The sequence below is a fragment of the Qipengyuania algicida genome (assembly GCF_009828025.1).
GTDB classification, from domain to species: domain Bacteria; phylum Pseudomonadota; class Alphaproteobacteria; order Sphingomonadales; family Sphingomonadaceae; genus Qipengyuania; species Qipengyuania algicida.
Map to the genome: position 1 here is coordinate 119,892 of NZ_WTYA01000009.1, position 24,157 is coordinate 144,048.

19 protein-coding genes are annotated in these 24,157 nt (G+C 59.6%); 10 read left to right on the forward strand and 9 right to left on the reverse strand.

From position 1 onward, the window contains the following. Positions 1–129: 129 nt before the first annotated feature. From GRI58_RS12095 to GRI58_RS12105, 3 genes are all read left to right on the forward strand, one after another. Complete coding sequence (locus GRI58_RS12095) at positions 130–1,812, forward strand: sensor histidine kinase (RefSeq protein ID WP_160753861.1); 1,683 nt, start codon at positions 130–132, stop codon at positions 1,810–1,812. Continuing rightward, the gene (locus GRI58_RS12100) at positions 1,809–3,137 is read left to right on the forward strand and encodes a sigma-54-dependent transcriptional regulator (protein WP_160753862.1); all 1,329 of its coding nucleotides are present in this window, start codon (positions 1,809–1,811) and stop codon (positions 3,135–3,137) included. Before GRI58_RS12095 ends, GRI58_RS12100 begins: the two co-directional genes overlap by 4 nt. Before the next feature lie 119 nt (positions 3,138–3,256). Then, entirely contained in the window at positions 3,257–4,165 is a 909-nt protein-coding gene (locus GRI58_RS12105; protein ID WP_202386955.1) for a DUF4886 domain-containing protein, read from the forward strand. A gap of 481 nt (positions 4,166–4,646) precedes the next feature. Here the strand turns inward: GRI58_RS12105 and GRI58_RS15790 are convergent, their stop codons facing one another. Next, positions 4,647–4,769 carry a hypothetical protein gene (locus GRI58_RS15790; protein ID WP_272916347.1) on the reverse strand — a complete coding sequence of 41 codons (123 nt, stop codon included), beginning with the start codon at positions 4,767–4,769 and terminating at the stop codon, positions 4,647–4,649. A 175-nt stretch (positions 4,770–4,944) separates the two neighbouring features. Between GRI58_RS15790 and GRI58_RS12110 the strand changes: the two genes are divergently transcribed. Beyond that, on the forward strand, positions 4,945–5,736 hold the full coding sequence (locus GRI58_RS12110; protein WP_160753863.1) for an alpha/beta fold hydrolase: 792 nt from the start codon (positions 4,945–4,947) through the stop codon (positions 5,734–5,736). Positions 5,737–6,142: 406 nt separating this feature from the next. Continuing rightward, a complete protein-coding gene (locus tag GRI58_RS12115) occupies positions 6,143–6,940 on the forward strand; it encodes a hypothetical protein (protein ID WP_160753864.1) in 798 nt (265 codons plus the stop codon). Between the two features lie 311 nt (positions 6,941–7,251). Here the strand turns inward: GRI58_RS12115 and GRI58_RS12120 are convergent, their stop codons facing one another. The 4 genes from GRI58_RS12120 to GRI58_RS12135 form a co-directional block, all read right to left on the reverse strand. Next, positions 7,252–8,157: a hypothetical protein gene (locus tag GRI58_RS12120; protein WP_160753865.1), complete on the reverse strand. Its 906-nt coding sequence runs from the start codon at positions 8,155–8,157 to the stop codon at positions 7,252–7,254. Between the two features lie 178 nt (positions 8,158–8,335). Next, positions 8,336–9,136, reverse strand: coding sequence for an AbiJ-NTD4 domain-containing protein (locus GRI58_RS12125; protein WP_160753866.1), 801 nt, complete (start codon positions 9,134–9,136; stop codon positions 8,336–8,338). 38 nt (positions 9,137–9,174) lie between these two features. Next, entirely contained in the window at positions 9,175–10,215 is a 1,041-nt protein-coding gene (locus GRI58_RS12130; protein ID WP_160753867.1) for a hypothetical protein, read from the reverse strand. A gap of 126 nt (positions 10,216–10,341) precedes the next feature. Beyond that, positions 10,342–13,980: an SIR2 family protein gene (locus GRI58_RS12135; RefSeq protein ID WP_160753868.1), complete on the reverse strand. Its 3,639-nt coding sequence runs from the start codon at positions 13,978–13,980 to the stop codon at positions 10,342–10,344. Between the two features lie 806 nt (positions 13,981–14,786). Here GRI58_RS12135 and GRI58_RS12140 point away from each other — a divergent pair. The 4 genes from GRI58_RS12140 to GRI58_RS12155 all read left to right on the forward strand — a co-directional run bounded on the left by GRI58_RS12140 (position 14,787) and on the right by GRI58_RS12155 (position 19,732). Continuing rightward, positions 14,787–15,017: a helix-turn-helix domain-containing protein gene (locus GRI58_RS12140; protein ID WP_160753869.1), complete on the forward strand. Its 231-nt coding sequence runs from the start codon at positions 14,787–14,789 to the stop codon at positions 15,015–15,017. Further along, on the forward strand, positions 15,014–16,174 hold the full coding sequence (locus tag GRI58_RS12145) for a tyrosine-type recombinase/integrase (protein ID WP_160753870.1): 1,161 nt from the start codon (positions 15,014–15,016) through the stop codon (positions 16,172–16,174). The genes GRI58_RS12140 and GRI58_RS12145 overlap by 4 nt, the downstream gene beginning before the upstream one ends. 296 nt (positions 16,175–16,470) lie before the next feature. Next, a complete protein-coding gene (locus GRI58_RS12150) occupies positions 16,471–17,346 on the forward strand; it encodes an LOG family protein (RefSeq protein ID WP_160753871.1) in 876 nt (291 codons plus the stop codon). 115 nt (positions 17,347–17,461) lie between these two features. After that, on the forward strand, positions 17,462–19,732 hold the full coding sequence (locus tag GRI58_RS12155; RefSeq protein ID WP_160753872.1) for a transferrin receptor-like dimerization domain-containing protein: 2,271 nt from the start codon (positions 17,462–17,464) through the stop codon (positions 19,730–19,732). A gap of 7 nt (positions 19,733–19,739) precedes the next feature. Here GRI58_RS12155 and thiD read toward each other — a convergent pair whose 3' ends face one another. The 3 genes from thiD to glmM are packed head-to-tail and all read right to left on the reverse strand — an operon-like array spanning position 19,740 to position 22,101. Beyond that, complete coding sequence (gene thiD / locus GRI58_RS12160; protein WP_160753873.1) at positions 19,740–20,543, reverse strand: bifunctional hydroxymethylpyrimidine kinase/phosphomethylpyrimidine kinase; 804 nt, start codon at positions 20,541–20,543, stop codon at positions 19,740–19,742. After that, on the reverse strand, positions 20,540–20,764 hold the full coding sequence (locus GRI58_RS12165) for a DUF1272 domain-containing protein (RefSeq protein ID WP_160753874.1): 225 nt from the start codon (positions 20,762–20,764) through the stop codon (positions 20,540–20,542). Before GRI58_RS12165 ends, thiD begins: the two co-directional genes overlap by 4 nt. After that, positions 20,764–22,101 carry a phosphoglucosamine mutase gene (gene glmM / locus GRI58_RS12170; protein WP_160753875.1) on the reverse strand — a complete coding sequence of 446 codons (1,338 nt, stop codon included), beginning with the start codon at positions 22,099–22,101 and terminating at the stop codon, positions 20,764–20,766. The genes GRI58_RS12165 and glmM overlap by 1 nt, the downstream gene beginning before the upstream one ends. A gap of 180 nt (positions 22,102–22,281) precedes the next feature. On the opposite strand from glmM, the gene GRI58_RS12175 reads away from it, so the two are divergent. Further along, positions 22,282–22,893, forward strand: a complete 612-nt coding sequence (locus GRI58_RS12175) for a superoxide dismutase (RefSeq protein ID WP_160753876.1) — start codon at positions 22,282–22,284, stop codon at positions 22,891–22,893. Between the two features lie 75 nt (positions 22,894–22,968). On the opposite strand, the gene GRI58_RS12180 is transcribed toward GRI58_RS12175, so the two are convergent. Further along, positions 22,969–24,156, reverse strand: coding sequence for an AI-2E family transporter (locus GRI58_RS12180; RefSeq protein ID WP_237452283.1), 1,188 nt, complete (start codon positions 24,154–24,156; stop codon positions 22,969–22,971). Position 24,157 lies beyond the last annotated feature (1 nt).

Below are 24,157 nucleotides of genomic sequence, written 5' to 3' on the forward strand. Positions count from 1 at the left end.
CAAAGGCTCAGAGAGCATATTTATTTCTACTATTTTTCAGAAGTTTATACAACTTTGTGCGCAATTATGTGTGGTATGTCGCACATAAAAATTGCATTTTGTGCGGATTTCTGCACATCAGATATTCAGATGGCGAAGTCATCCCACCTTCCGCGGCGCTGGCACATGATGTTGGGCATAGCCTTGATCGCGCTTGCGGTTCTGGCAATGCTCGCCACGGATCGGATCATGCGCGAAAGCGCCTATCGCGAGCAGCAGGGCATCGCCCAAGCCGATGCGAAATTGCTTGCGACCGGGCTGCGCAGCGAGCTCGACAAGTTCAGCCTTATGCCGCTGGTACTGTCCGACGATGCACAGGTGCAGGCGCTGCTTGGCGGAGACGCCCGGCTGAAATCGGCACTCGACCAGCGACTGGCAGACTTGGCCCGGCAATCGAATGCTGCAGCGATCTATGTCATGGATGCGCAAGGAATGACGCTGGCCGCGAGCAATGCCGACCAGCCGAGCAGCTTCGTCGGTTCGAACTATGCATTCCGGCGCTATTTCCGCGATGCGATCAAGGATGGCTCGACCACGCAGTTCGCTCTCGGGACGGTCAGCCGCCAACCCGGCCTCTATGTTGCGCGGCGCGTCGGCACAGCGTCCTCGCCGCTCGGTGTCGTTGCGGTCAAGATCGAATTCGACGCGCTGGAAGCCAATTGGCACGACGCGACGGATGGCGTCTATGTGACCGATGCGCAGGGCGTGGTGTTACTCACCAGCGATCCGGCATGGCGGTTTCATGTCGCCTCGTCCGCTCCCGCGATTGCCCGCGATGCAACGGCGGATTTGCGCCAATTCGGGGTCGCAAAACTCGCGCCGTTGGTATTCGATGGCCCGGATAAAAGTACCAGTTCGGTCAAGGCACCGTTGCTCGATGCACAGCAACCGATTTCGCCCAATGGCTGGAGCTTGCACCTGCTTGTTGATCCGGGGCCGCGTGTGGCCAATGCGGTCGCCAACGGACGTCTGGCCATTGTCGTGCTGATCACAATTGCGATCGTGCTGGCAGCTGGTGCGGTGCTGATGCGACGGCGACGGGAAGCGCAGGCCGAGATAGTTCTCGCCGAACGTACGCGAACCTTGCGGGAACAGCTCTCGCAGGCAAATCGCCTCGCCACGCTCGGACAGATATCTGCCGGTGTCGGTCATGAAATCGGCCAGCCGGTGGCCGCCGCCCGCGTATTCGCGGAAAGCGGGCAGCGACTGATCGCAACCGGCGAAACGGGGAAAGCGAGCGACAACTTCGCCCGGATCGTCAGCCTGACCGAGCGTATTGGCGAGATCACCGGGGAATTGCGCAAGTTCAGCAAGCGTCAGGTTGGGGAGCGCATGGATATCCCACTCGGCGCTGCGGTCGATGGCGCACTGCTGCTCCTGCGCGATCGCATTCAGTCCTCCGCCGTGCAGGTCAGCTTGCCACCCGCTGCCGATCTTGCAGTGCGGGTGACTGCCGAGCCCGTGCGGTTGGAGCAGGTGCTGGTGAACCTGCTCCAGAATGCCCTCGATGCGACCGGAGATGGCGGCGAGATCGCACTCGTTCTCGAACTCGAGGAAACAATTGCCTTGTTGAGTGTATGCGACAATGGGCCAGGCATCTCTTCAGATCGCGAAGGGCAATTGTTCCAGCCTTTCGCAACCACCAAGGCTGACGGGCTGGGTATCGGTCTTGTCATTTCGCGCGATATCATGCGCGATCTTGGTGGCGAGCTGGCCTATGCGCCCGGCTCGCAAGGTACCTGCTTCACCATGACGGTACCGAGAGCCGGATGAGCAATTCCGGTATCGAGATCGTATTCGTCGAAGACGATGAGATGCTCCGCGAAGCCACCGCGCAGGCGCTGTCCCTCGAAGGGTTCAACGTCACCGCATTTGCCGACGCGGTTTCCGCATTGGAGACAATTGCGCCAGATTATACGGGAGTCATCGTGAGCGACGTTAGGTTGCCAGTGATGGACGGGATCGAATTCTTCGACCGTCTCCAGCAGGTCGATGCCGGTCTTCAGGTGATTTTCACGACCGCACACGGCGACGTCGACATGGCGGTGCGCGCGCTTCAGGACGGGGCGGCGGATTTCTTCACCAAGCCGTATTCGATCGGCAGGCTCACCCGCGCAATCAGGAATGCGTCCGAAAAACGCGCGCTGATGATCGAAAATCGCAGGCTGCGTGAGGAGCTGCGGGGAACTGGACAACCGGAAATTACCGGTAGCTCGGCGCAGGCCGAACGCCTGCGTCGGACGATCTCGGGTGTGGCGCAGTTCGATACCGACCTGCTTATTTCCGGGCCCACAGGCTCGGGCAAGAGCTTCGTCAGCCGACTGATCCATGACGCAAGTGCGCGACAGGGACGTCCTTTCGTAGTCATAGATGCAGCGATCCTGCTGAACAAGGAAGCCGAACTAATCCTTTATGGCCGCGATCCATCGGTCGCCCTGTCGCGTTCGGGGCTGATCGAACGCGCCAATGGCGGCACGCTGGTTCTCGAAGACATCGACAGGATACCCGAAGCGTTCAGCAAGCGGCTTGCAAGCCTCCTCGACACACGGCGCTTTTTCGCAATCGGGGCGGAACGCCCCACCGCGATCGATCTGCGCGTGATCGGAACGATTGGCACCGATGGCTCGATTGCGCCACCATCGGCCATTGTCGGCGATCGCGCGCTCTTCGAACGGCTGAGCGGCGTGGGGATTTCCCTGCCGCCGCTTGCAGAAAGACGCGAAGACATCCCCGAAATGTTTCGTGCCTTCGTGCAGGAATTCGAAAGCGAAACACGCACCATTGCCGGCCCCATCGGAGACAGGGAATGGTACCATCTTCTCAAGAGCGACTGGCCCGGAAACGTGCGTGAGCTGCGCCAGTTCGCTCGCAATTTCGTTCTGAGATTGACCGACGTTCTTGCTGCGACGCCAGCGAGTGTCTCCAGCAGCAGCCTACGACAACTGGTTTCAAGCTTCGAAAAGACAGTCATCGAGGATGCCTTGAAGCAGGCCGACGGCAGGATCGGCGATGTGCAGGTCCGCCTCGATATTCCGCGCAAGACACTTTACGACAAAATGTCGAAATACGGTATTAAACCACGCGATTATCGCCAATGAGATGTCCGTTCGCGACATCGTTGACCAGCCATATATGGCCTTTGTCGCCCATTGGTGCCAACGGGCGATAGCGCCGGAGCACTATCGGCGTCCGAACCGAAGATTTGCAGGAGACTTCAATGACAATCCGCTCCCTCGGCGTCTGTGCTGCCGCACTCATCGCGTTTGTGGCACCATCCGTTTCTGCGCAAACGCAACCGGCACCGACGACGGTCCTGTTCATTGGGAACAGCTTTACCTACGGAGCGCACTCGCCGGTCTGGAAATATCGCGCCGACACCGTCACCGATCTGAACGGCGATGGGGTGGGCGGCGTCCCGGCGCTGTTCAAGCTGTTCACTCAAGAAGCCGGACTCGACTATCAGGTCAGCCTGGAAACATCGGGCGGCAAGACCCTGGCATGGCACTGGGCGAACAAGCGCGCAGTCGTGGATCGCGCGTGGGACAAGGTGGTGATGCAACAATACAGCGTCCTCAATCCCGAAAAGCCCGGAAATCCGACCGAGACGATCGCGGATGTCGGCCGTTTCGCGCATCTGTTCGCAGCGCGCAACCCAAAGGTCCAAATCAGCCTCACCGCTACTTGGTCGCGCCCGGACCAGACCTATCTGAAGACCGGCCACTGGTTCGGGCAGCCGATCACCGCAATGGCACTCGATATCCGGCACGGCCTCGACCAGGCGGCTGCAGCCTCGCCTGAAGTCACGATGATCAACCCTGTGGGGCAGGCATTCAATTGCGCCATCGCAATGGGGGCGGCCGATCCCGATCCCTATGACGGCATCGGTTTCGGCAAAGTCGATCTGTGGGCCTACGACCATTATCACGCCAGCCGCTTCGGCTATTACCTCGAAGCGCTGACGGTGTTCGCCGACCTTACAGGAAAGGATCCACGCATTCTAGGCCCGCATGAACGCGCAGCCGAGGAATTGGGAATTTCCCCCAAGACGGCAACAGCCTTGCAGGAAGCCGCGTGGAACACGACCCAAAAGCTGCCTTGTGTCAACACAGCGGAAAATCACAATTGAAGGAATACTTGCGAGTAGCTGCTCGCCAAGGAGTACAATCTCAGCCGATCTGCAATCCAGCGCGTTGAGAAGCGAGTGATTGCTCAACGGGCGCTTCTGTGACGCTTTCTCCGGCTGAGCCTCAATCAGAACCAGAAGGCCAGTACGGTTGCAATGGCGAGGCCTGAAAGAAAGTTGATGGCGAGTTTGTCGTAGCGAGTGTCGACGCGGCGGAGGTTCATGATTCGGAAGCAGGCGTCCTTGATGAGATGTCTTCCCGGATAGCGGCCCTTTTTGTGATCGATGGCTCGGCTATGCTTGTGGCGTCCCTAGATCAGGCGAAAGGCTGCACGTGGCGGATCAGTGGTGTAGTCCGCCAAAGTTCTGCAGGATCGAGATTACCAGGGACTTCGATCCCTACATCGAAGTCAGATTCTTGGCGCCACCGTAAAGCGCCTTCAAATAAGCTAGCTCGAACTTGGAGGCCCACTATTCCAGCAAATTAGCCAATCTGTTGCGCGGTCAAGCCGATCATGCTGTCGCAATCAATCACTATGAAAGAGAGGTTGACGTCCTGCCGTGTCGCTTCGGACAGGTGGCTATCGCCACTTCTGTTGTAATTCATGCTAAATGGCAACGACCGCTTTCGGGGGCAATGACGGCCGCACTAAATGACGGAAACTAGGGCGCTTTGCTGACTGGCCGATTTTGGGCCGGAAGCGGGCTGTCCGCTCTTGAATTCACCTTCGGCAAAATAGACATTCGCGGGGCCATAAGCCGGTGCGAGGCGTTGCTATAATATGACCATGCACCATACGCGCACGGGGCGCGGAAAACCCCTTCTCCTTGTCCACGGGCTGGGGGCTACCTTTCGTTCGTGGGACACGATCTCGCCTGCGCTTTCTCAAGCCAGGGAGGTTATTGCCGTAGATCTGCCTGGTCATGGGCAGACGCCCGAAGAGAACGACAGCGGCACGTTTGCAGGACTCGCGCGCAGTCTGGATGACTGGCTTAGCGCGGAAAGTCTCACAGGTATCGACATGGTTGGAAGCTCCTTGGGAGCTCGCCTGGTGCTCGAAATGGCGCGGCGCGGCCACTCGGGCGCGGTTGTCGCACTGGACCCGGGCGGTTTTTGGCAGGGGTGGGAGCGGACTTTCTTCAAGACCACGATAACGCCTTCGGTTGCACTGGTTCGCGCACTGCGACCGGCGCTTTCTGCCATCACCGGAAATGTCGCAGGACGGACCGCACTCATGGCCCAGCTTTCTGCAAGGCCGTGGGCGCTCGATCCGGCATTCGTCGCACGTGAACTGAAGTCGTTGGCGAATACGCGCACCGTCAATTCGCTTGTGAAGGACCTCGCCAATGGCGCAATGCAAGAGGGCCCTGCGGCGACGGATGCGCCCGTTGTCATCGGCTGGGGACGCAAGGATCGGCTGTGTTTACCGCAGCAGGCGGACCGCGCGATGAAAGCCTTCCCTCAAGCAACGCTGCACTGGTTCGAACGTAGCGGACACTTCCCGATGTGGGATCGGCCAGACGAGACCGTTCGCGTGATACTGGCTGCAACGAGCACCGCGGCACCGGAATAAAGCTACAATTGGGCGATTAGCAAGACGAGAGCTGACGCAGTGCTTGCGGCCCCATTGTAACGTCCTTCGTTGGGCCGATTGCAGTCAGGCGGCTTTCAGATCGTCAATGAGCGAAGCGGACGATCATTTAGCTGACCAAACTATTCGCCTCGTCTTCGGCTACGCTCCCACGAATCGCGGCACCGGTCGCCGCCTCTTCCGGCATGGCCATCGTCCCGGCGAACGCCCATCCGAAGCAATGTCGGTGTCGTCCGTTGCTCCTTCTCGGCGCCTGCCCCCTCGTCGAGCCCGCGCGCCTCGGGAGGATAGCAAATGGGTGCCTCGTAGGCGACGGCCGCGGCCGATGCCATTGCGGCGATGGTCGTGCCCTTCGGGGGCGGGACAGCTCCGCGGACACCTTACGGCCATGGCGCTAGTAAAGGTGCTCACCTATCTGAAGATCATGAGCACACGATCGGAAAGGACGCAGAAGGGAAATCCCCACCAGCTAACCATTCGTCAGCACGTGTACCCGCGGGCGAGCATCGATCGGTTTGTCGATGCCGGTGGCGTGGACCTGTACGATCTAAAGCAGCACTTGCTCAGGCGCGCCAAGCCAGATGACCCTATGTTCTGTGCTGACCGGGCGTGGGGGCATGGTCCTGAGGCCGGATGGATGAAGGACATAGAAGACGCGTTCCAAGACCTTGTTGAGAAGCTGCTTGCCGGTTTGTTGGACGTTTTCGACGAAAAGCAGTCCGCGACTATAAGCGACTTCTACGCCCTATGGCAGGCGCGAGCCGAGCGCCGGCGGCTGCCGTCACAGCGCGTTCCCGCCGCCGAGGGCGTGCTCGGCACACGCTTAGACTACACCGAAGACGACTTGGAAAAGTTGGAAAAGGCCGGAATATCGGCCTTTCGTGGCGATGGAACGATCTCGATGCGGCACCTGATGGGTCCTGTCATCCGGCTCGCGATGTTCCGCATCATAGACGGTTTGGACGGAAGGACCTGGCGAACCGTGACAACGAATGCCGGCGAGTTCTGTGTACCCGACGTGCCTGCCCATGGCATCATTCCGCTCACGCCGACGGTGGCGTTGCACAGCACGAGGTCTGGCGTCATGGGCTTTGAGGACCTGATTCACGTCAACTGGTGCCTGGCCTCGAAGTCTCGCGAGTACCTGTTCGCGCGATCGTTGAAAAAATGCCCCGGATTGGCCTGAACTTCGATCGCAACGCAGCAGCGACCGTAGCACCGTAAGACCGAAAGGTAGACATTGCGACGGGTTGAGCACATCCTGGAAACGGTCGTTCGTTCACATTCTAATTGGAGGCGGGAAAGTGGGCCGGTTGCTGAATGGCTGGTTCTGGGCGCTGAGAGGTGGAAAGCCGCCGTTCGATAAGCGCCTCAGAAAGGGCGGCTGCCGACCAAATCAAGACATCCAGCGTTTTTGACGTAAGCGTCAGCTCTTGCTGAAACAGGCCATTCGGGTCGCGCGAACCGTCCGGTCGGCTACTGTCCTAATTCCGCCATTCAGCCGAGTCTTTCATTGAGATGTGTCACTATTGACAGCTCGCGACCTGGCGCCTTCATCTCGGACAGGGTCATGTCAGCTTTGGTCTTTGTGGCTGAGAATAGCTTCCCTGCTAACTTTCCTAGACGCAGCTTGACTACGTCTTCGATCAGTTCGGCACCCTGTCCCACGACAGCACCAAGCGTCATCGTTGTGTATTTAAGCTTATGAGCGCGAAGGTACGTCTCGTAATCAGATAGCAGATCCGCAAGGTGCTCTTCCACCAGAGCCAATGACGTTTCGCTCTTGGCGGTTTTGCTCGCCCAGAGTCGGAGTTTCCGCGCTCGCTCCTGGAGGTTTCTGTCCTGCTTAAGGGCGAAGATGTCTTCCCAGCTTGTCCGTTCTTCAGGGATCAGAACACGCTTTATCGCTAGGTGGAGCACACTGCCCACACTCAGTGACTGCACTGGTGCGCCCTGCGCGATCAACGGCATGGTATGCGCCGACACCGCGTGTGTGCCGTGATTGGTCAAAGACGCCGCAGCGAGCCTAGTTGAAAGGCTGGCTCGCAATCCCTGTAACTGACTGAATTCTTCAATCGACACCGTCAATCCGGAGTTCGGTGGCAGCGCGCCCTGAAGCCGCTCGTCGACCTCACGCAGAGCCGGTCCTATTTCTTCGACCGTCGGGCCAGATATCGGAACACCTGCCAAGCGATCGGAAGAGAGAAAGTATGGGCTCTCTAGCAAGAATTCCATCTCGTCAGCGAAAGCTTGATATTTCGCGCGATTATGCGCTCCGTACCGCCACTCGTTGATCGCTGCGGTCGAATGCATCAGTAGCATTCCATCGAAAAATAGAATGTCGCGCTTATAGTTGCTCGGCGAGCTGGCAAGCGTCTGCGACCTGTCATCAACGCCTATCATCGCGGTTGGCCCTTTCCATTGTCATCGATTGTATATGCCGATGCATTCTAAGCGGAATGCGCTTTCCCAAATTAGCCGGGTTCAAATCGAACACCCTGCGTGGGCGGAGGAGAAGATCGCCTCGGTCATTGTCCCGCTGCTCCGCCGGCACGGTGTCGAAGTCGGCTGAAGGGCAGGATCACCCAGCCCGCCGCCGCAGAAGATAGACGCTGAGCGCGCTGGCAGTGGTAACCACGAGCTCGGCCTCCTCGAATTGCGGTTGGCGCCCTTCGAGAATGTGGCGCCCCTGCTGCGACGTGAACCCCCAGAGCTTCTCGACCGCCTGATCGAGCGGCGCTGGCAGGTTCAGTCGCCTGATGGCCGGCCCGAGCGTGTCAGTCGTCTCGCCCACCTCGCGCGCCACGCATTCCAGCGCCGCCATGGCGTGCTGGATCGCCCCAGTGACATCGGCATGGGGGCGACGCGAGATATCGCGCAAAGCTTCATGGACCTCGTTCGCGGCCGTCGGCGCGCCGTTCTGCCGCATAACCTCGGTCGCATGTCCGGTGGCGAGCGCGAAGGCCTCAGATCCACGCGCGTTCAACGTCCCCTGCTTCATCTCCCAGCCCACACCCCGCTCGCGGAAAAGCTGGTTGAGCTGCGCTTCGAAACGGGCCTGCTGCCTGCCGGTGAAGTCGCGCGCGCCGATTTCGGTGAAGAGGCGCTCGGCAAAGTCATACACGCGATACCATGGCGCTTCGTCGATAAGCCCCGACACCTCGCGCTCGACATTGCTCGCCGACCAGTTGTTCTGGTCGGGCCGCCGCAGCAGGACCTGGCACAGAACGTCGCGCATCACGCCGGGGCCAAGGTCAGCACCGTATCCCGCCATCAGGATACCATCACGAACCGAAGTCGGAGCGTCTTCGCGGGTCGTGATTTCGGCTTCTGGAGCCTGGTAGCCGAAGCGATCGGAGAAGGAGGAGTCGGAACCGTTCATGCGGCAACATTACCCCGATTGGTCGGCGAGATCTCGGCTTATTTGGCGGCGGCCGGTTCGTCCTCGGGCCAGGCAAGGCTGGGCGTCGCCATGATCCGACCGCCCAGGCGGAATTTGTTCATTGTAGGTAGCAGCGCGCGGGCCAGCTTGCGATCGGGCGGAAGCAGCCCAACGGGGCTCACATAGACCTCGCTGCGGTGGATCATGAGACCGCGCAGCGGCAGCCACCCGGCCTCGCCGAGATTGCCGATCAAGCCGCGGCGTAGAGCGTTTGTCACGATATCGACCAACTCGAGGCCGGGCTCCGGTTCGCTCGAGAAGCGAAAGCTCTCACCAAACATCTTCTGCAGGTCGATGCCGGCGCCCCTGCTGTGATCGGCGGGCGGCGCGACGTCGCGGAGATATTCGGGAAGGTCGTCAAAAATGAAGCGACGAAAATGGCGGTAATCGCCGCCGGGGATCATCGCGCCGGGTTTCACCAGCGACATCGCCTGCAGCCAGATCACCAGCGTTTTGGACCACCAGTCCTCCCAGTTGGTGACGGCACCGGGATTCTTGGCGTCGATGACCCAGTTGAATTCTCCGAGTTCCTTCGGAAAGCGCTGGCAGTGGTAGACGATCATGTCCTGCATGACGTTGTAGAGGAGGTCAATCGTCACCGCGCCCTGAACATAGAGCTGGTCGGAAAACCCAGCCATGCGCTCCTGCAGCGCAGCGACGCTATCTCGTAGTTCTTGGGTATGACCATGGGTAAGGTTGGCAGCGAGACCCGCGCTGCGTCTCTCGCGGTGCTTGGCGATGTCCTCGGGGCTGTGGTCGGCGAGGTCGATCATCGAGGCGCAGAACAGCGCGCCATTGATACGCAGGAGCTCGATCACCGCGGCAACTTGGCGCTCGTCGAGCAGGCTACCTTTCACCTCGCCCTTTCGCGTCGGCAGGTTTAAGCGGAGCCGCCCATATTTCTTGAACAGCTTGGGCAGGCGGTGGGACGGCATGATGAGCGCGCCGAGCGTCGAGACCGCCGGCGCGTCGGCCCCCACCCCAGTAAACGTCCCTGACTCATCGATGAAGATATGCACAAGGCCTCCTCGTAGAGGACAATAGGCCGGTTCGTGCGCCGGCGTGATCTAGATTACCAGGACCAGCTCGCCACCCGCGGGCAAATCCGCGCGGTGGACTCCGTCACCGCGCGGCCGAAACCCACTCTACGCGGCCGCCTGCCGGCGCGCCCAACCCATCAACTTCATGAAACGCGGATCGGTTTCCAACGCCGCGTCGCTCTCCGCGAGACTCTTCAACATGGATAGAAGCGAACTCGGCACTCTGTCTTCGGCCACAACGGCGTCAAGAAGGGTCAGCACGGCGCGCGGCGCGGTTTCATAAAACGTCTTCGCATCTTCGTCGCGACCGAGGTAGCTTTCGATCTCCCATGTATCGAGGGGGGCCAAGGCCGGCGCTATGGCATCGGCAGCCTCGGGAAAAGCCCCGGCCGTATGGAGCGCCAACCTCACAAGATGCAGACTGGCGCCAGCCGAACGGCTGGCGGGATCAAGCGGCCATATCTGTTTGAAGAGCGGGCCAATCCGCTCCCGCCAAAGATCTGCAGCGCTACCGTCCATCTTCTCGATCGCCTCGGAGAGCCAATATGCGGCACTGCTGCGAACCTCTTCTGTCGATCGAGCCAACGCGCGTCTGACCTCGACGCTGGAGATCTCGGGAACGGGCGCTGTTGCGACCTGCGCCCATAGCAGCGGTGCGACCATCCACTGGGCGACGGAACCTATCGAGCGATCGAGATCCGAATGGCTGCCGGCTTCGAGCAGACCAGCCTTCAGGGCTGCATAAAGATCAGGCTGGGGAATCTGCCCACGCAGCAATACTGACCAAGCTGCCGGCGCATAGGGCGACGTCCAGACCGTCAATGGTAGCAACCATTGCGTCGTCCAAGCCGGATGTTCAGCGAACAGAGCCCTCATGCCACCCATCGCCGCGGCCGTTCCAAGGAATCCCAGCTCGCCCTCGGCGGAAACTAGGCGCTCAAGCCGCGTAAGGATTGCATGCTGGTCACCGGCTCGTTCGCTTCCTCGCACCTTTTCGTATTCATCGAGCAGCAGCGTTCCAATTTTGCCCTCCGCGCTATTCAGCATGCTGAAGACGACATCCGTTCGAGATTGCTCATCGACCGGCCCGGCATGGTCCAGGACCGCCGCAAACAGTCGATCCCAGACCGACAAAAAAGACGCTGTCGAGATCGACAGGGTGTCGCGTTTCCGAAGAAACCAATCCGCGATCGCAGTGTACGGCTTGAACTGAAAATCCGGCCGGCTGATCGCGTCCAGTGCGAGATGCTGGATGTCTTCTTTCTCAGTTGCGGTGATGGACCAGAAGAAAGACTGCCATGCGCCAGCGCGACTGCTGCTCGACGGATCGTCAGCGAGGAGAGCCGACAGGGCACGCTGAGGTTCTGCGTCGCAGTAGAGCCGCCATAGATCGCCCTGTGCAAACGGATCGCGACCGATGACCTCTTCGACCCGACCAAGCACCTCATCGACCGGCGTTTCGGCGAGGATACTTACGTCTCCTTGGTGACCTACTGTGCGAACACCGGAAGACCAGACCCGGAAGTCGTCCTCCTCGCCGTCTGACTTCCAGGCAGGATGCCTCGCTCTGAGTAGGGCCAATGTGTCTGCCGCAAGCGGCGACAAGCTAACATCCGCACCCTCGATCCGAGCTAGGCGGATAAACACCGCATTGTCTCGCACTGATGCGATCTGATCGGGGTCGCCGTCGGATAACAGGAGCTCGCGTGGCAAGCCGACGCAGATCCGTTTCTCGACCCTCGCCCGATCCTCAGCGACCACACTGGACCAACGATGGACGAAGAGCTGCATGGTTTCGCGCCGGGCATCGCTGAGCCAAAAGTCCTCGTCCGACAATGTCAGGAGATGCTCGGCAACTTCCGACGTTGAGAAGAATGTTTGTCTTAAGGCATGAAGCCCCATTCTTCGGAGCAATAGATACGACGATGTCAGCCACTCGATTGCCAGAGCTTTTGCTGCAATCGGTCGAACAGCGGCCTCCGTATCCCAAAGGTCGATCACCGCGCGAACGATCGAATAGAATCCGTCAGGATGTTGATCCTGGAAATGGCGTGAAACCGATTTGACGTCGCTGCTGGTTGTATAGAGGGTGTCGGTATCTGCCGCCTCTTCGAGCGCATCTTCCAGCTCGCGCATGAGCGCACGGATCAGGCTCGAGCGACCATCATTGGGCCACTGCGCAACCAGATCCTCAATCTTGTCGAGAGGTCCGGGGCCCCAATCGACCCGCAGGACGTGACGCAGAGCCAACGTTTCTGGGGTAGGATCGTCCTCCAGGCCCGGCCATCGAAAGACGTGCCCAATCCTGACCTGTGGTCGAAGGCACGACAGAACGTCGCGCTTTGTGCTTAACGAGAAATCGCCCTCGTTTATGGCCGCCTTCGCTCGAAACCAGCGGAGACCCACATCGCTGTTGGAGGCATAGCGTCGCGCCGCAACGCGAACGATCAGCTGCCAGGCGCGAAGGAGGACGGGATGGAGTTCGCCCGACTTTCGATTTCGCCATCCCAAGATCCGTTCGATGGCGCCCAAGGTCTCTGGCGAGAGGGGAAGATTCTCGGCCGTCGCAGCCGGCATGTTACGATCGTTCAATCGCGCAACGATCCAACGGTACGGCGAGATGGTGTTCATTCGAAAGACGTCTGCCTTAACGAGCGGCGCTGCCCATTTCGGATCCGGGTTAACCTCGCCAAGGAGCTCTCCTGCATCGCCGCCGCTCAGCAGCCAGCGGAGTCGCTGCCAATCACCCTCGCTGACCTCGTCTGGATCCTGCCCCAGTATCCGGCTGGCGTGCCCCCGGCGCCATCCGGTTGGATCTGCCGCGAACCCGGCCCACGTCGATATCGTCTCGTAAAGCGTGTCGTGATCTTTGGAATCGCGAGAGTCGTACGTGATCGCCGTCGCGCCCTTGGCTTCCCAGATCGCGGCAATACGATTTCTGGATGGACCGTCTGGCGCCGAGGGAACAAACGCGAAGATTTCGCGGATGTCGGGGTAACGCTCCCTGTCCGCCGTAAGCACCTCAAGGATGTAGCGCATCGGCGGATCGTCGGCCCCGTAGCCAAGAATCACGATGGTCGTTGCGCGTGCGAGGTCATAGACATATCGCGCTGCCCAGCCGGATCGGAGATAGGCTTCACCGAACTCAGCACTGTTCAGCACCAATGAGGTGCGCGAGAGGCCCAGATCGCCGTCGGCAATTCGGCCATGCAGATGAAGAACACCGGTAAAGTCAGTGCCAAGTGGGGGAGGCAGATCGGCGCACGCCCGGCTCGCGACTTTCGTAGGACCCGCCCTCTCGAAAAGGGTGTCGAAGTTGGTCGTGACGATGCGTTGGCGCATCTCGGGATCGCGCGAGAGGGTCCAGACGTCCTGATGGGCCGGAAAGGGGCCAAGCGGCGGCTGCAAGTTTTTCTCGATCGCCGTCGTCAGCAGCCCCTCGGCTCGGATCCGAGAGGCGGTGTCAGTTCCCCGTAGACGTTTGGAAAGAGCAAACAGAGCGCGATCAAGTGCCGCGGGTCCCCTCTCCTTGCCGTCTTTGTCGAGGCCCATCGCATCTTCTTCGGCAGCGTATCCTTCCCAGCTCTCACCAAGGTCAGCGTAAATGTCTGTGGTGAGCTCGTAGAATGATGGAAGGCCGTACCGCTGCGAGATGCCAGCGCCGCACAGGAATACAACCTCGCCCTTCTCTTGGAGGGCAATCAGTCGATCCGGAATATCGGCAGTATCGTCGGACAAGCGCATTAAGCGTCAATTGCCCGATGCGCCTGCGGTGGCAAGGCAAACAAGATCCCGGCTCACCGCCGTTGCTTCGTTCACTGCATGAACTATTCGTAGATCACGACGCCCGATTGCATTGTCGATGTGGTGGTTGGGAGAGCGTCGTGCGGTAGCCCACCGACCGCTTCTGGAAATTGCCGTCATTTATCTAGCACGTGGTCAACGGCAGATATGTCCCAAACCAAGCCATTCGACCAAGCTGATAACCTTGTCCGCTTCGAGGCAATGGCGAGGCGAGCCGTAATGACCGGAATGGGGCGCTAAGTAATCATTCGCCAAGACGCTTTGAGGATGATGCCTTCTACAGAGCGTGACCGCGGCAGACGCGGGATGCATGCGCATCAATCCGCTCGCAGACACACTCTCACCAAACGGCTCCAATCTTCGTAATCCTTTGGCTGGTCTATCGCAGCCCATGAAACACTCGAGCCATCGCTTTGTCTGACCTCGCTGACCGGGGAACAGGACATGAAAATGCCATACGCTTGGCGCTTCATTTTCCAGATCTCAACCAGTAATTTTCCAGGGACCGGCTGGAACTCTTTACCCTCACGTTTGCGTGAGATGAAGTATATTTCAGGATAATTTGGGATGATTCAGGATATTGTTAGCATAAATCCATATGCTATTACTGAAATAGAAATATGAATTGAAAGATCCACAAAGTTCCTGGATAAATATATTAAACTTATCATGCAATTTACGGACTCAAAGTTTTTAAAAACTGTGTTATTATTGATACGACTCGAAGCAGAACTTGGAGTATATCAATGTTAAAGAATGATCTAATTCGTGGAGCCGCCGCCGCCGCAAACTACACCGGCTTGGATCAGGGAACGATTTATCGGTTGTGCCAGCAGGATGAGATTCCTTACGTGCGGCTCGGGCATCGACTTTTCTTCCGGAAGAGCGAACTCGACCAAACGTTCGCGGGGGCGTTCCAAAGGGGTGGCCCTAGCAAAACTGGTTCGCAATCCTCGATAAATGGGAGGGTGGCATGAGTATTCGAAAACGAACTTGGGTTTCTGGAGGAAAACAGAAAACAGCGTGGGTGTTGGTATATTCTAATATTAATGGAAAACGAACACAGGTTACATTCTCCACTAAACGCGAGGCCGAGCGTCGATGGCTCGAGATTTCAGCCGAACTCGACCGTGGATCACACGTCAGTATGGCGGAAAGCATAACAGTCGCCCAAGCTGGGGAACTTTGGATCGAGCGGGCTGTCTCCGAAGGTTTAGAGAGATCGACATACGAGGAGTATCGCCGAGTTTTGCGCCTCCATATCATTCCTCGAATTGGTGAAGTTAAGCTTTCTCAGCTTAATCGCGCATTCGTAGAGAACTTCAGAGACCAACTACTAAAGGAGTTGGGCCCTAGGACCGCGGAGCGGGTCTTTTCCTATTTCAAAATTATTATGAAATTAGCAGACGATAAGGATAAAGTATCTGTGAATGTAGCGGAGAAGGTCAAAATCAAGACCTCGAAACGGCATCGTAGCCGTCCTGAGTTTTTCCAGATGGAGGAAGTAAATTCCGCGCTATCCGCGTCACTTAAGCTTGGCCCGAGATACAGAGCTTTTGCGCACCTTTTTTGGCTCCATGGCTTACGGTCCTCCGAAGGGCGTGGATTGCCTTGGGAATCGGTAAACTTAGAGAAGGGAACGGTTATCATCTCACAACGGGCTGATCGTTGGCGCACTATCGGGCCGCCGAAATCGGAGACGAGCTTTCGCACCATTCCTATGACGCCCAGCTGCGTAAAAGCCTTAACGGCTTGGAAATCGGAGGTAAAACCCGCTCCTGACGACCTCGTATTTCCGGATAGGGAAGGGAGGCCCATGTCGTACTTTCAGCAAATTAGTCAGCTGTATGATCCGATAATGTTCGAGTCTGGCCTGACGAAAACGGTCAAGGGGAAACTACGGCATCTTCGGAGCTTGCATGCCACGAGGCATACTACCGCTTCTATTTGGATTGAAATGGGGTTCTCTGCCAAGCGTGTCCAGACCCTCATTGGGCACTCATCCATTCAAATTACGTTTGACCTCTATGGGCACCTCTTTGATCTGAAAGAAAGTGCGGCCGACATGATGCGTTCAGTCGATGATTGGGTGCTCAAGAATGGTCCTCATAGCGACGATTGTTATTCTGACTAGGATCGTCCCTGATCACGACAAATACCTTAATGCAGCAAATCTGCGACAAGGCGGCGTATCTCGCCCGATTTTCCGCGGTTTCCCACGGATGCCATATCCGTTTGAATGGGACTCTGACTCCGTCAATTGAGGTTCGAATCCTCACGGGGCATCCAATTTTTCTCGCTACAACAGAATGATAGGCGATACAAAAGGCCTGCGCTGCGGCGGGTCTCTCCCGTGATGTTCTTTCATGCTTTCGAGAAGCGCCAGTTTCCCGCTTGCAGGCTGCGAATCCCGCTCCTATCGACGCCTGAATGACTGAAGAAGAAAAGAGCGAGCTTGCGGCGCGAAAGTTCTATCCCGCGAGCGAAGAAGCAGATTTCGTCGAAAAGAAATCGCCCCACACCCCGCAGACGATGCATCCGGCCTATCGGCTCGCCTATCGCGACACGGACTTCCTGCTGCGTGACGAATTGCGCCCGGTGCGCTTCCAGCTCGAATTGCTCAAGCCGGAAATGCTGCTGGAAGAAGCGGGTGTCGGATCGACGCTGGTCATCTATGGTTCCGCGCGCATCCCGTCGCCAGATGCGGTCGATAAAGCTCTCGCTGGAGCGAAGGAGCTGCCGGAGGAAGATCGACGCGTGGTCGAAAACCTCGCCGCAAAGTCGAAGTATTATACCGAAGCCTATAATCTTGCGCGGATCGCTAGCGAGAAGGCGATCGTTCAGGACGGCAAGCGCCAGTTCGTTATCTGCTCCGGTGGTGGCCCCTCGATCATGGAAGCGGCCAACAAGGGCGCAAGCGACGCGGGGTCTGAATCCCTCGGGCTCAATATCGTGCTCCCGCATGAGCAAGCGCCAAACCCGTATGTGACGCCTTATCTCAGCTTCCAGTTCCACTATTTCGCCCTGCGCAAGATGCATTTTCTCCTCCGCGCCAAGGCGGTGGCGGTGTTCCCGGGCGGTTTCGGCACTTTCGACGAATTCTTCGAGCTGTTGACGCTGGTCCAGACCGGCAAGATGAAACCGATGCCGATCCTGCTGTTCGGCAAGGAGTTCTGGACCCGGGTCGTGGATTTCGATGCGCTGGCAGACGAAGGAACGATCAACCGCAAGGACCTGGACCTGTTCCACTGGTGCGAAACGGCCGAAGAAGCGTGGGAACACGTCGCGGCTTTCTATAATCTCTGAAGCATCGTCTTCTGTCCTGACCTGAGCTGTACCGACCGATACGACACGCTTTGACAGCTGCTTCCGAGCACGCCTAAAGTTGGAGTGGAGGGGTAACAGGGAAGGTTCGGGGCAGATGAAAAGGACAGGATTGTGGGCGGCGGTCGTCGCCAGTACGGCTTTGGCCGCAGGTACGGCGCTACCGCTCAATGCGGCGCCTCATGGTGCGTCTGACAATGCTTCGACCGAGGCGCGCTTCGATGCGATGATCGATCCCGCCGATCAGGTGGCGTGGCTCAGGGAGATGTCCTCCGCTCCCAATCAGGTGGGTAGCCCGCACGACAAGGCCAATGCGGAGATGCAACTCGCCCTGTTCAAGAAATGGGGCTGGAACGCGCATATAGAGACGTTTCAGGCGCTCTATCCGACCCCGATCTCAACCAAAGTCGAAATGGTCACGCCGGAACGTGTGACGCTGGGCGGGCAGGAGCCCTCGGTCGCGGGGGACGATACGTCCGGGAACACCGCAGCCGCGCTGCCTCCCTACCTGATCTATCAGGGCGATGGCGATGTCACTGCGCCAGTGGTTTACGTGAACTATGGAATGCCCGAGGATTACGAAGCGCTGGCCCGGCGCGGGATCGACGTGAAGGGCAAGATCGTGCTGGCGCGTTACGGCGGAGGCTGGCGCGGGCTCAAGCCGAAACTGGCGCAGGAACATGGCGCGGTCGGTTGCCTGATCTATTCGGACCCTGCGAACGATGGCTATGCCACGGGCGATTCCTATCCGCGCGGCGGCGCTCGGCCGGAGCATGGCGTGCAGCGTGGCTCGGTCGAAGATATGACCACATATCCCGGCGATCCATTGACGCCGGGTGTGGGCGCGACCGCAGACGCGAAACGGCTGACGCGTGCGGAATCGAAGGTGATCCTGAAGATACCGGCGCTGCCGATTTCCTATGCTGACGCTGCGAAGATCCTTGCCAAAATGGAAGGTCCGGTGGTGACCGGCAAGGATCGCGGTGGGCTCGGCATGGCCTATCACTGGGGCGGTACCGATGCGGTAAAGGTCCATCTGGCGGTGAAATCCGACTGGTCGCTGAAGCCGGTGTATGACGTGATCGCCAAATTGCCGGGGTCCGTCTGGCCCGACCAATGGATAATTCGTGGCAACCACCATGATGGCTGGGTGTTCGGCGCTGCCGATCCGCTCGCCGGGCAAGTCGCGCTGATGAGCGAGGCCAAGGCATTGGGCGCGCTGTACAAATCCGGTTGGCGGCCCAAGCGCACGATCGTCTACGCCAGCTGGGATGCCGAGGAGCCGGGGCTGATCGGTTCGACCGAATGGGTCGAGGAACACGCCGCCGAGCTTAAGGACAAGGCCATCCTCTACATCAACACCGACAACCCGGGGCGCGGATTCTGGTATGCGGGCGGTAGCCACGAATTGCAGCATTTCGCCAATGCCGCTGCCCGCGATGTGACTGACCCGCAGACCGGCGTGTCGGTGGTCGAGCGCTCGCGTGCGAGAATTCTGGCTGACCATTACGAGACGCCGGGAAGCGTCGAGCCTTGGCTGTATTCAGCGGCGAAGTCGGACGGCGACCTGCCGCTGTATGCTTTGGGTTCCGGGTCGGACTATTCGGCGTTCTTCCAGCATCTTGGCATCGCGACGATCGACACCGGATTCGGTGGCGAGGACATGCAAGGCGGGTCCTATCACTCGGTGTACGACAGCTTCCATCATGTAATGGAATTCGACGATCCGGGAATGCAATATGGCGCTGCGGTATCGAAAGTGGTCGGGCATATGGTGCTTGCCGCCGCCGATGCCGAGAGAGTGCCGGCGATCTATTCGAGCTTTGCCCGAACCGTCGAGCGTTATGTTGGGGAATTGGGCGATCTTGCTGCCGATCAGCGCAAGCGTGATCGCGAGCTCAAGGAACTGACCGGGGAGGGTGTGTTCAAGCTTGCTTCCTTGCATGACGATCCGACCACCGCGCCGCCGGACAAAGGCATCACCCCGCTGATAGATCTGCTGCCGTTGCAGGATGCCGCCGACCGACTGGAGCGTTCGGCAGGTGCGGCCGATGCGATGTTGGGGAGCTATGATTCGCTCCCCGCAGCGGTGCGGGCGAAAGTGGATGCGCAATTGCGTTCGATCGACCAGTCGTTGATCGATCCCGATGGGCTGCCGGGGCGGCCCTGGTTCAAGAACCTCGTCTATGCGCCGGGAACGCTGACCGGATATGGGGCGAAGACGCTGCCGGGCGTGCGCGAGGCGATCGAGCAGCGACGCTGGAACGATGCGCGGACCTATGTGGCGAAGACCGCGGCGGTGCTCAACGATTATGCCGACCGGCTCGACAAGGCGGTGGCTATCGCGAAAACCGCGCAAGGAGGGTAACGCTCTTTCAGCCGCGCACGGCCTGATGCCCCATCGGGCCGTTGCCCGCGCCGAAGCCGGGAGCCTCGCGAATGGCGCGGCGTACGAAATTGCCCGCCAGTTCGACCGAATGTTCGAGCGGCTGGCCATGTCCGATCAGCGTGGCGATCGCCGAGGACAGTGTGCAGCCCGTGCCGTGGGTGTGCGGCGTATCGATGCGAGGATTGTCGAACTGCACTGCGCGGCCGGTCGCGGGCATGAGGATATCGATGATCCGCGCATCGGCAGTGTGCCCGCCCTTGGCCAGCACTGCGCAGCCGTGGGCTTGCGACAGCTCGGCTGCCGCCTCGCGCACCTGATCGGTGTTTTCCAGCTTGCGTGCGACGAGATGCTCCAGCTCGGGCAAATTGGGGGTGATCAGCGTCGCACGGGCGAACAATCTTTCGCGCAGAGCCGCGATTGCATCGGCAGCGATCAGCGTCGCGCCGCTGGTCGATATCATCACCGGATCGAGCACGATCGGCACGTCCGGATCGAGCGCCGCCAGCGTTTCCGCCACCGCGGCAACGATCCCCGCATCGTGCAGCATCCCGATCTTGATTGCATCGACGCCGATATCGGCAACGCAACTCTCGATCTGGCTGGCGACCATATCGGGTGAGAGCGGGGCGATGGCCTGCACCCCGACGCTGTTCTGCGCCGTCACTGCGGTTATCGCGGTCATCGCGTAGCCAGACAGCATGGTGATGGTCTTGATATCGGCCTGAATGCCGGCGCCGCCCGAGCTGTCGGACCCGGCGATGGAAAGAACACGCGGTGGCGATTTGCTCATGATTTATAATGCCTTTCGCGCGAAGGCGGCGATTTCTCGTGCAGGTGAACCGCGCGGGTCGGACGGTCGACCAGCTCGCCCGCGCAATTGGGGCACAGATCGTCAAGCGCCTCGCTGCATTGCGCGCAGAACGTGCATTCGAAGCTGCAGATGAATGCCCCCGGCGCTTCGGCCGGAAGGTCCACGCCGCAGCGTTCGCAGTCGGGTCGCATCTCCAGCATCAGGCGACCGCCTTTACCGCCTGGCAGATCGCATCGACGGCGGCCTCGACCCGCTTCGCATCATCGCCTTCGGCCATGACCCGGATTACCGGCTCGGTGCCGGATGGGCGAAGGACCAAGCGGCCCGATCCGGCAAGGCTGGCTTCGGCTTCGGCGATGACAGCCTTGACGCTGGCTTCCTCGAGCGGCTTGCCGCCTTCGTAGCGCACGTTCTTGAGCACCTGCGGTACGCGGTCGAAAAGGTGCAGCAACTCGCTCGCACGCTTGTTAGAACGAACGAGACTGGCAAGCACGCGCAAGGCGGCGACCAGTCCGTCGCCGGTGGTGCCATAGTCGAGCAGGATCATATGGCCCGATTGCTCGCCGCCGACGTTGAAGCCGCCCTCGCGCATCCGTTCGAGCACGTAGCGATCGCCAACCTTGGTGCGCTCGAGCGACAGCCCGATCCCGCCGAGATAGCGCTCGAGGCCGAGATTGGACATGACCGTCGCGACGACGCCACCGCCGCGCAATTGCCCCTTCTCGAGCATCCTCGTGGCGATCAGCGCCATAAGCTGGTCGCCGTCTACGGTCTCGCCATTCTCGTCGACCACGATCAGCCGGTCGGCATCGCCATCCAGCGCGAGCCCGATATGCGCGCCGGTTTCGACAACCTTGGCCTTGACTGCATCGAGCGAGGTCGAGCCGACCCCGGCGTTGATATTGGTGCCGTTGGGCTCGTCCCCGATCGCGATGACTTCCGCGCCCAGCTCCCAGATTGCCTCGGGCGCAACCTGATAGGCCGCACCGTTTGCGCAATCCACCACCACCTTCAGCCCGTCGAAGCGGATATCGCTACCGACCGATTGCTTGACCGCATGGATATAGCGTCCGCGCGAATCCTCGATCCGGCGGGCGCGGCCCACACGTGAGGCGTCGACCAGTTTCGGATCGGTCACCATCAGGGCCTCGATCGCCAACTCGTCCTCGTCCGACAGCTTGAAACCGTCCGGCCCGAACAGCTTGATGCCATTGTCTTCGTAAGGATTGTGGCTGGCGGAAATCATCACGCCCAGATCGGCGCGCATTTCGCGGGTGAGCATGGCGATGGCCGGTGTCGGCAACGGTCCGGTCATGATCACGTCCATGCCGACGCTGGTAAAGCCGGCCACCAGCGCACTTTCCATCATATAGCCCGACAGGCGCGTGTCCTTGCCGATCACCACCCGGTGCCGATGCGCGCCGCGCAGGAAATGAGTCCCCGCAGCCTGGCCTACACACATGGCGGTAGCGGCGGTGAGCTTTTCGGTGTTGGTCCGACCGCGAATACCGTCGGTGCCGAAGAATTTGCGATCCATGGCTTGGTTGTCCTCGTTTGTCGCTGGCGTTTTGACTGCGGCGGGCAGAAATGGGAAGGGGGAAAGGCACGCTTTGTCCGTTGCAGCAAACCATTCGCTGCTTGCCATGCAACTCATGCGGCGACAGGGCGTTGGTGTCTTGAGTATCAAATTTCACTTCAGCAAAAGGGATTCCATATCATGGCCTTCAAACTGATCGAACTGCCTTACGACGATAGCGCTCTTGCCCCGGCGATCTCTGCCGAAACCCTGAGCTTCCATCATGGCAAACACCATCAGGCCTATATCGACAAGACCAACTCCGCGATCGAAGGCGGTGAAATGGCCGACAAATCGCTGGAAGATATTATCGCTTCTGCGCGCGGCTCGAACCAGGGTCTGTTCAACAATGCTGCGCAGAGCTGGAACCACGGCTTCTACTGGCATTCGCTGGCGGGCGAAGAAACCAGCGCGTCGGAGGAACTCAAGGCGATGATCGACGATGCTTTCGGATCGGCCGATGAACTCAAGAAGAAGCTGGCCGAGCGCGGTGCGGGTCACTTTGCCAGCGGCTGGGTGTGGCTGGCGGAAAAGGGCGGCAAGCTGTCGATCGAGGAAACGCACGATGGCGATACGCTCGCGGACAAGGATTTCAATCCGCTGCTCACCATCGACGTGTGGGAACACGCCTATTACCTCGATCACCAGAACGCGCGTCCGAAATATCTCGATGCGGTGATTAACGGCAAGCTCAACTGGGCTTTCGCATCGCAGAACCTGGCGCGCGGCACCACCTGGCAATATCCCGCCTGATCGGGACAGACGGCGCAATGTCGCGCCGTGGCAAAGCATCTCGGCCCGTTCCGCATATGTGGGACGGGCCGTTTGCTATTGAGGGGGCGTTTCCTCGCCCGTGTCGGCGGCATCGAATGGATTGCTGGCGAACAGCGGCTCACCGAACACAAAACCGATCAGATTGGGGTGGCCGATATGGTCGAACAGCGCCGTCAGGATCAGCAGGATCGGCACCGAGAGAAGCGCGCCGATCACACCCCAGATCCATGAGAAATAACTCAGCGCGATCAGGATCAGCAGCGGATTGACGGTGAACCGCGCGCCGAGGATCGAGGGAGTGATGAAATTGGCCTCTACCGCGTGCAGGCAGAGGTAGGCCAGCGCCGGGACCAGTCCGGGCAGCAGGGTTTCGGTCGAGCCGATGCCGAATACGCCGAGGACCCCGATCATCGCCGCAGGTCCGACATAGGGGATGAAATTCAGCAGGGCGGCGAGACCGCCCCACATGATCGGTGCTTCCAGCCCGAACAGCCACGCACCGGTCGCGACGATGATTCCGATGCCAATATTGATCAACGCCACGGTCAGGATGTAGGACGCCACGCGATCCTGAATTTCGCGGATCACGCGGGCCGCCTTGATGCTCGACCCGAAGGACGAGCGACCCAGCAGCAGCTTCTGGCGCATCCGCACCCGCGCTTCGACCATGAAGAAGGCCATAAGCAGCGTCAGCACGATTTCGATCACGACGCTTGGCGTGGCGATGGCGATGGATTCGAGCGGCGTGGGACTCGCCAGCACGACCTCACGATGGCTGCGATGGCTCAGAAGATCGCTGAGCTGGGTATTGATCCGCGACAGCCACGCAAACTTGTCCTGTAATTCGTTGAACCTGTGCCCGACGTGGCTGATGAGTTCGGGCACCTGATCGAACAGGGCGATCGCGGGTTGCAGGATCAGCGCGAGACCGAACAGGATGATCGCGATCAAGATCAGGATGGCGATGAAACTTGCCAGTGCATTTGGCAAGCCAAGGCCCGCCAATTTGTCCGCCAACGGGGACAGGATGACGGTCAGCACCAGCGCGGCCGTAACCGGAAGGAACACCACCGACCCGATCGACAGAACGAAGGGCAGGGCGAAGAACAGCCCCAGACCGAGGATGACCGCAAGCGCCGAGATCAGGCGCAATTCCTGCTCGGCCAAACCATGGCGCGTCGTCACCTCAGCTGGGGGGACCAGCTCCGGCTTCTCCTCGTTGGTGGGGCCGGACGCCATCATG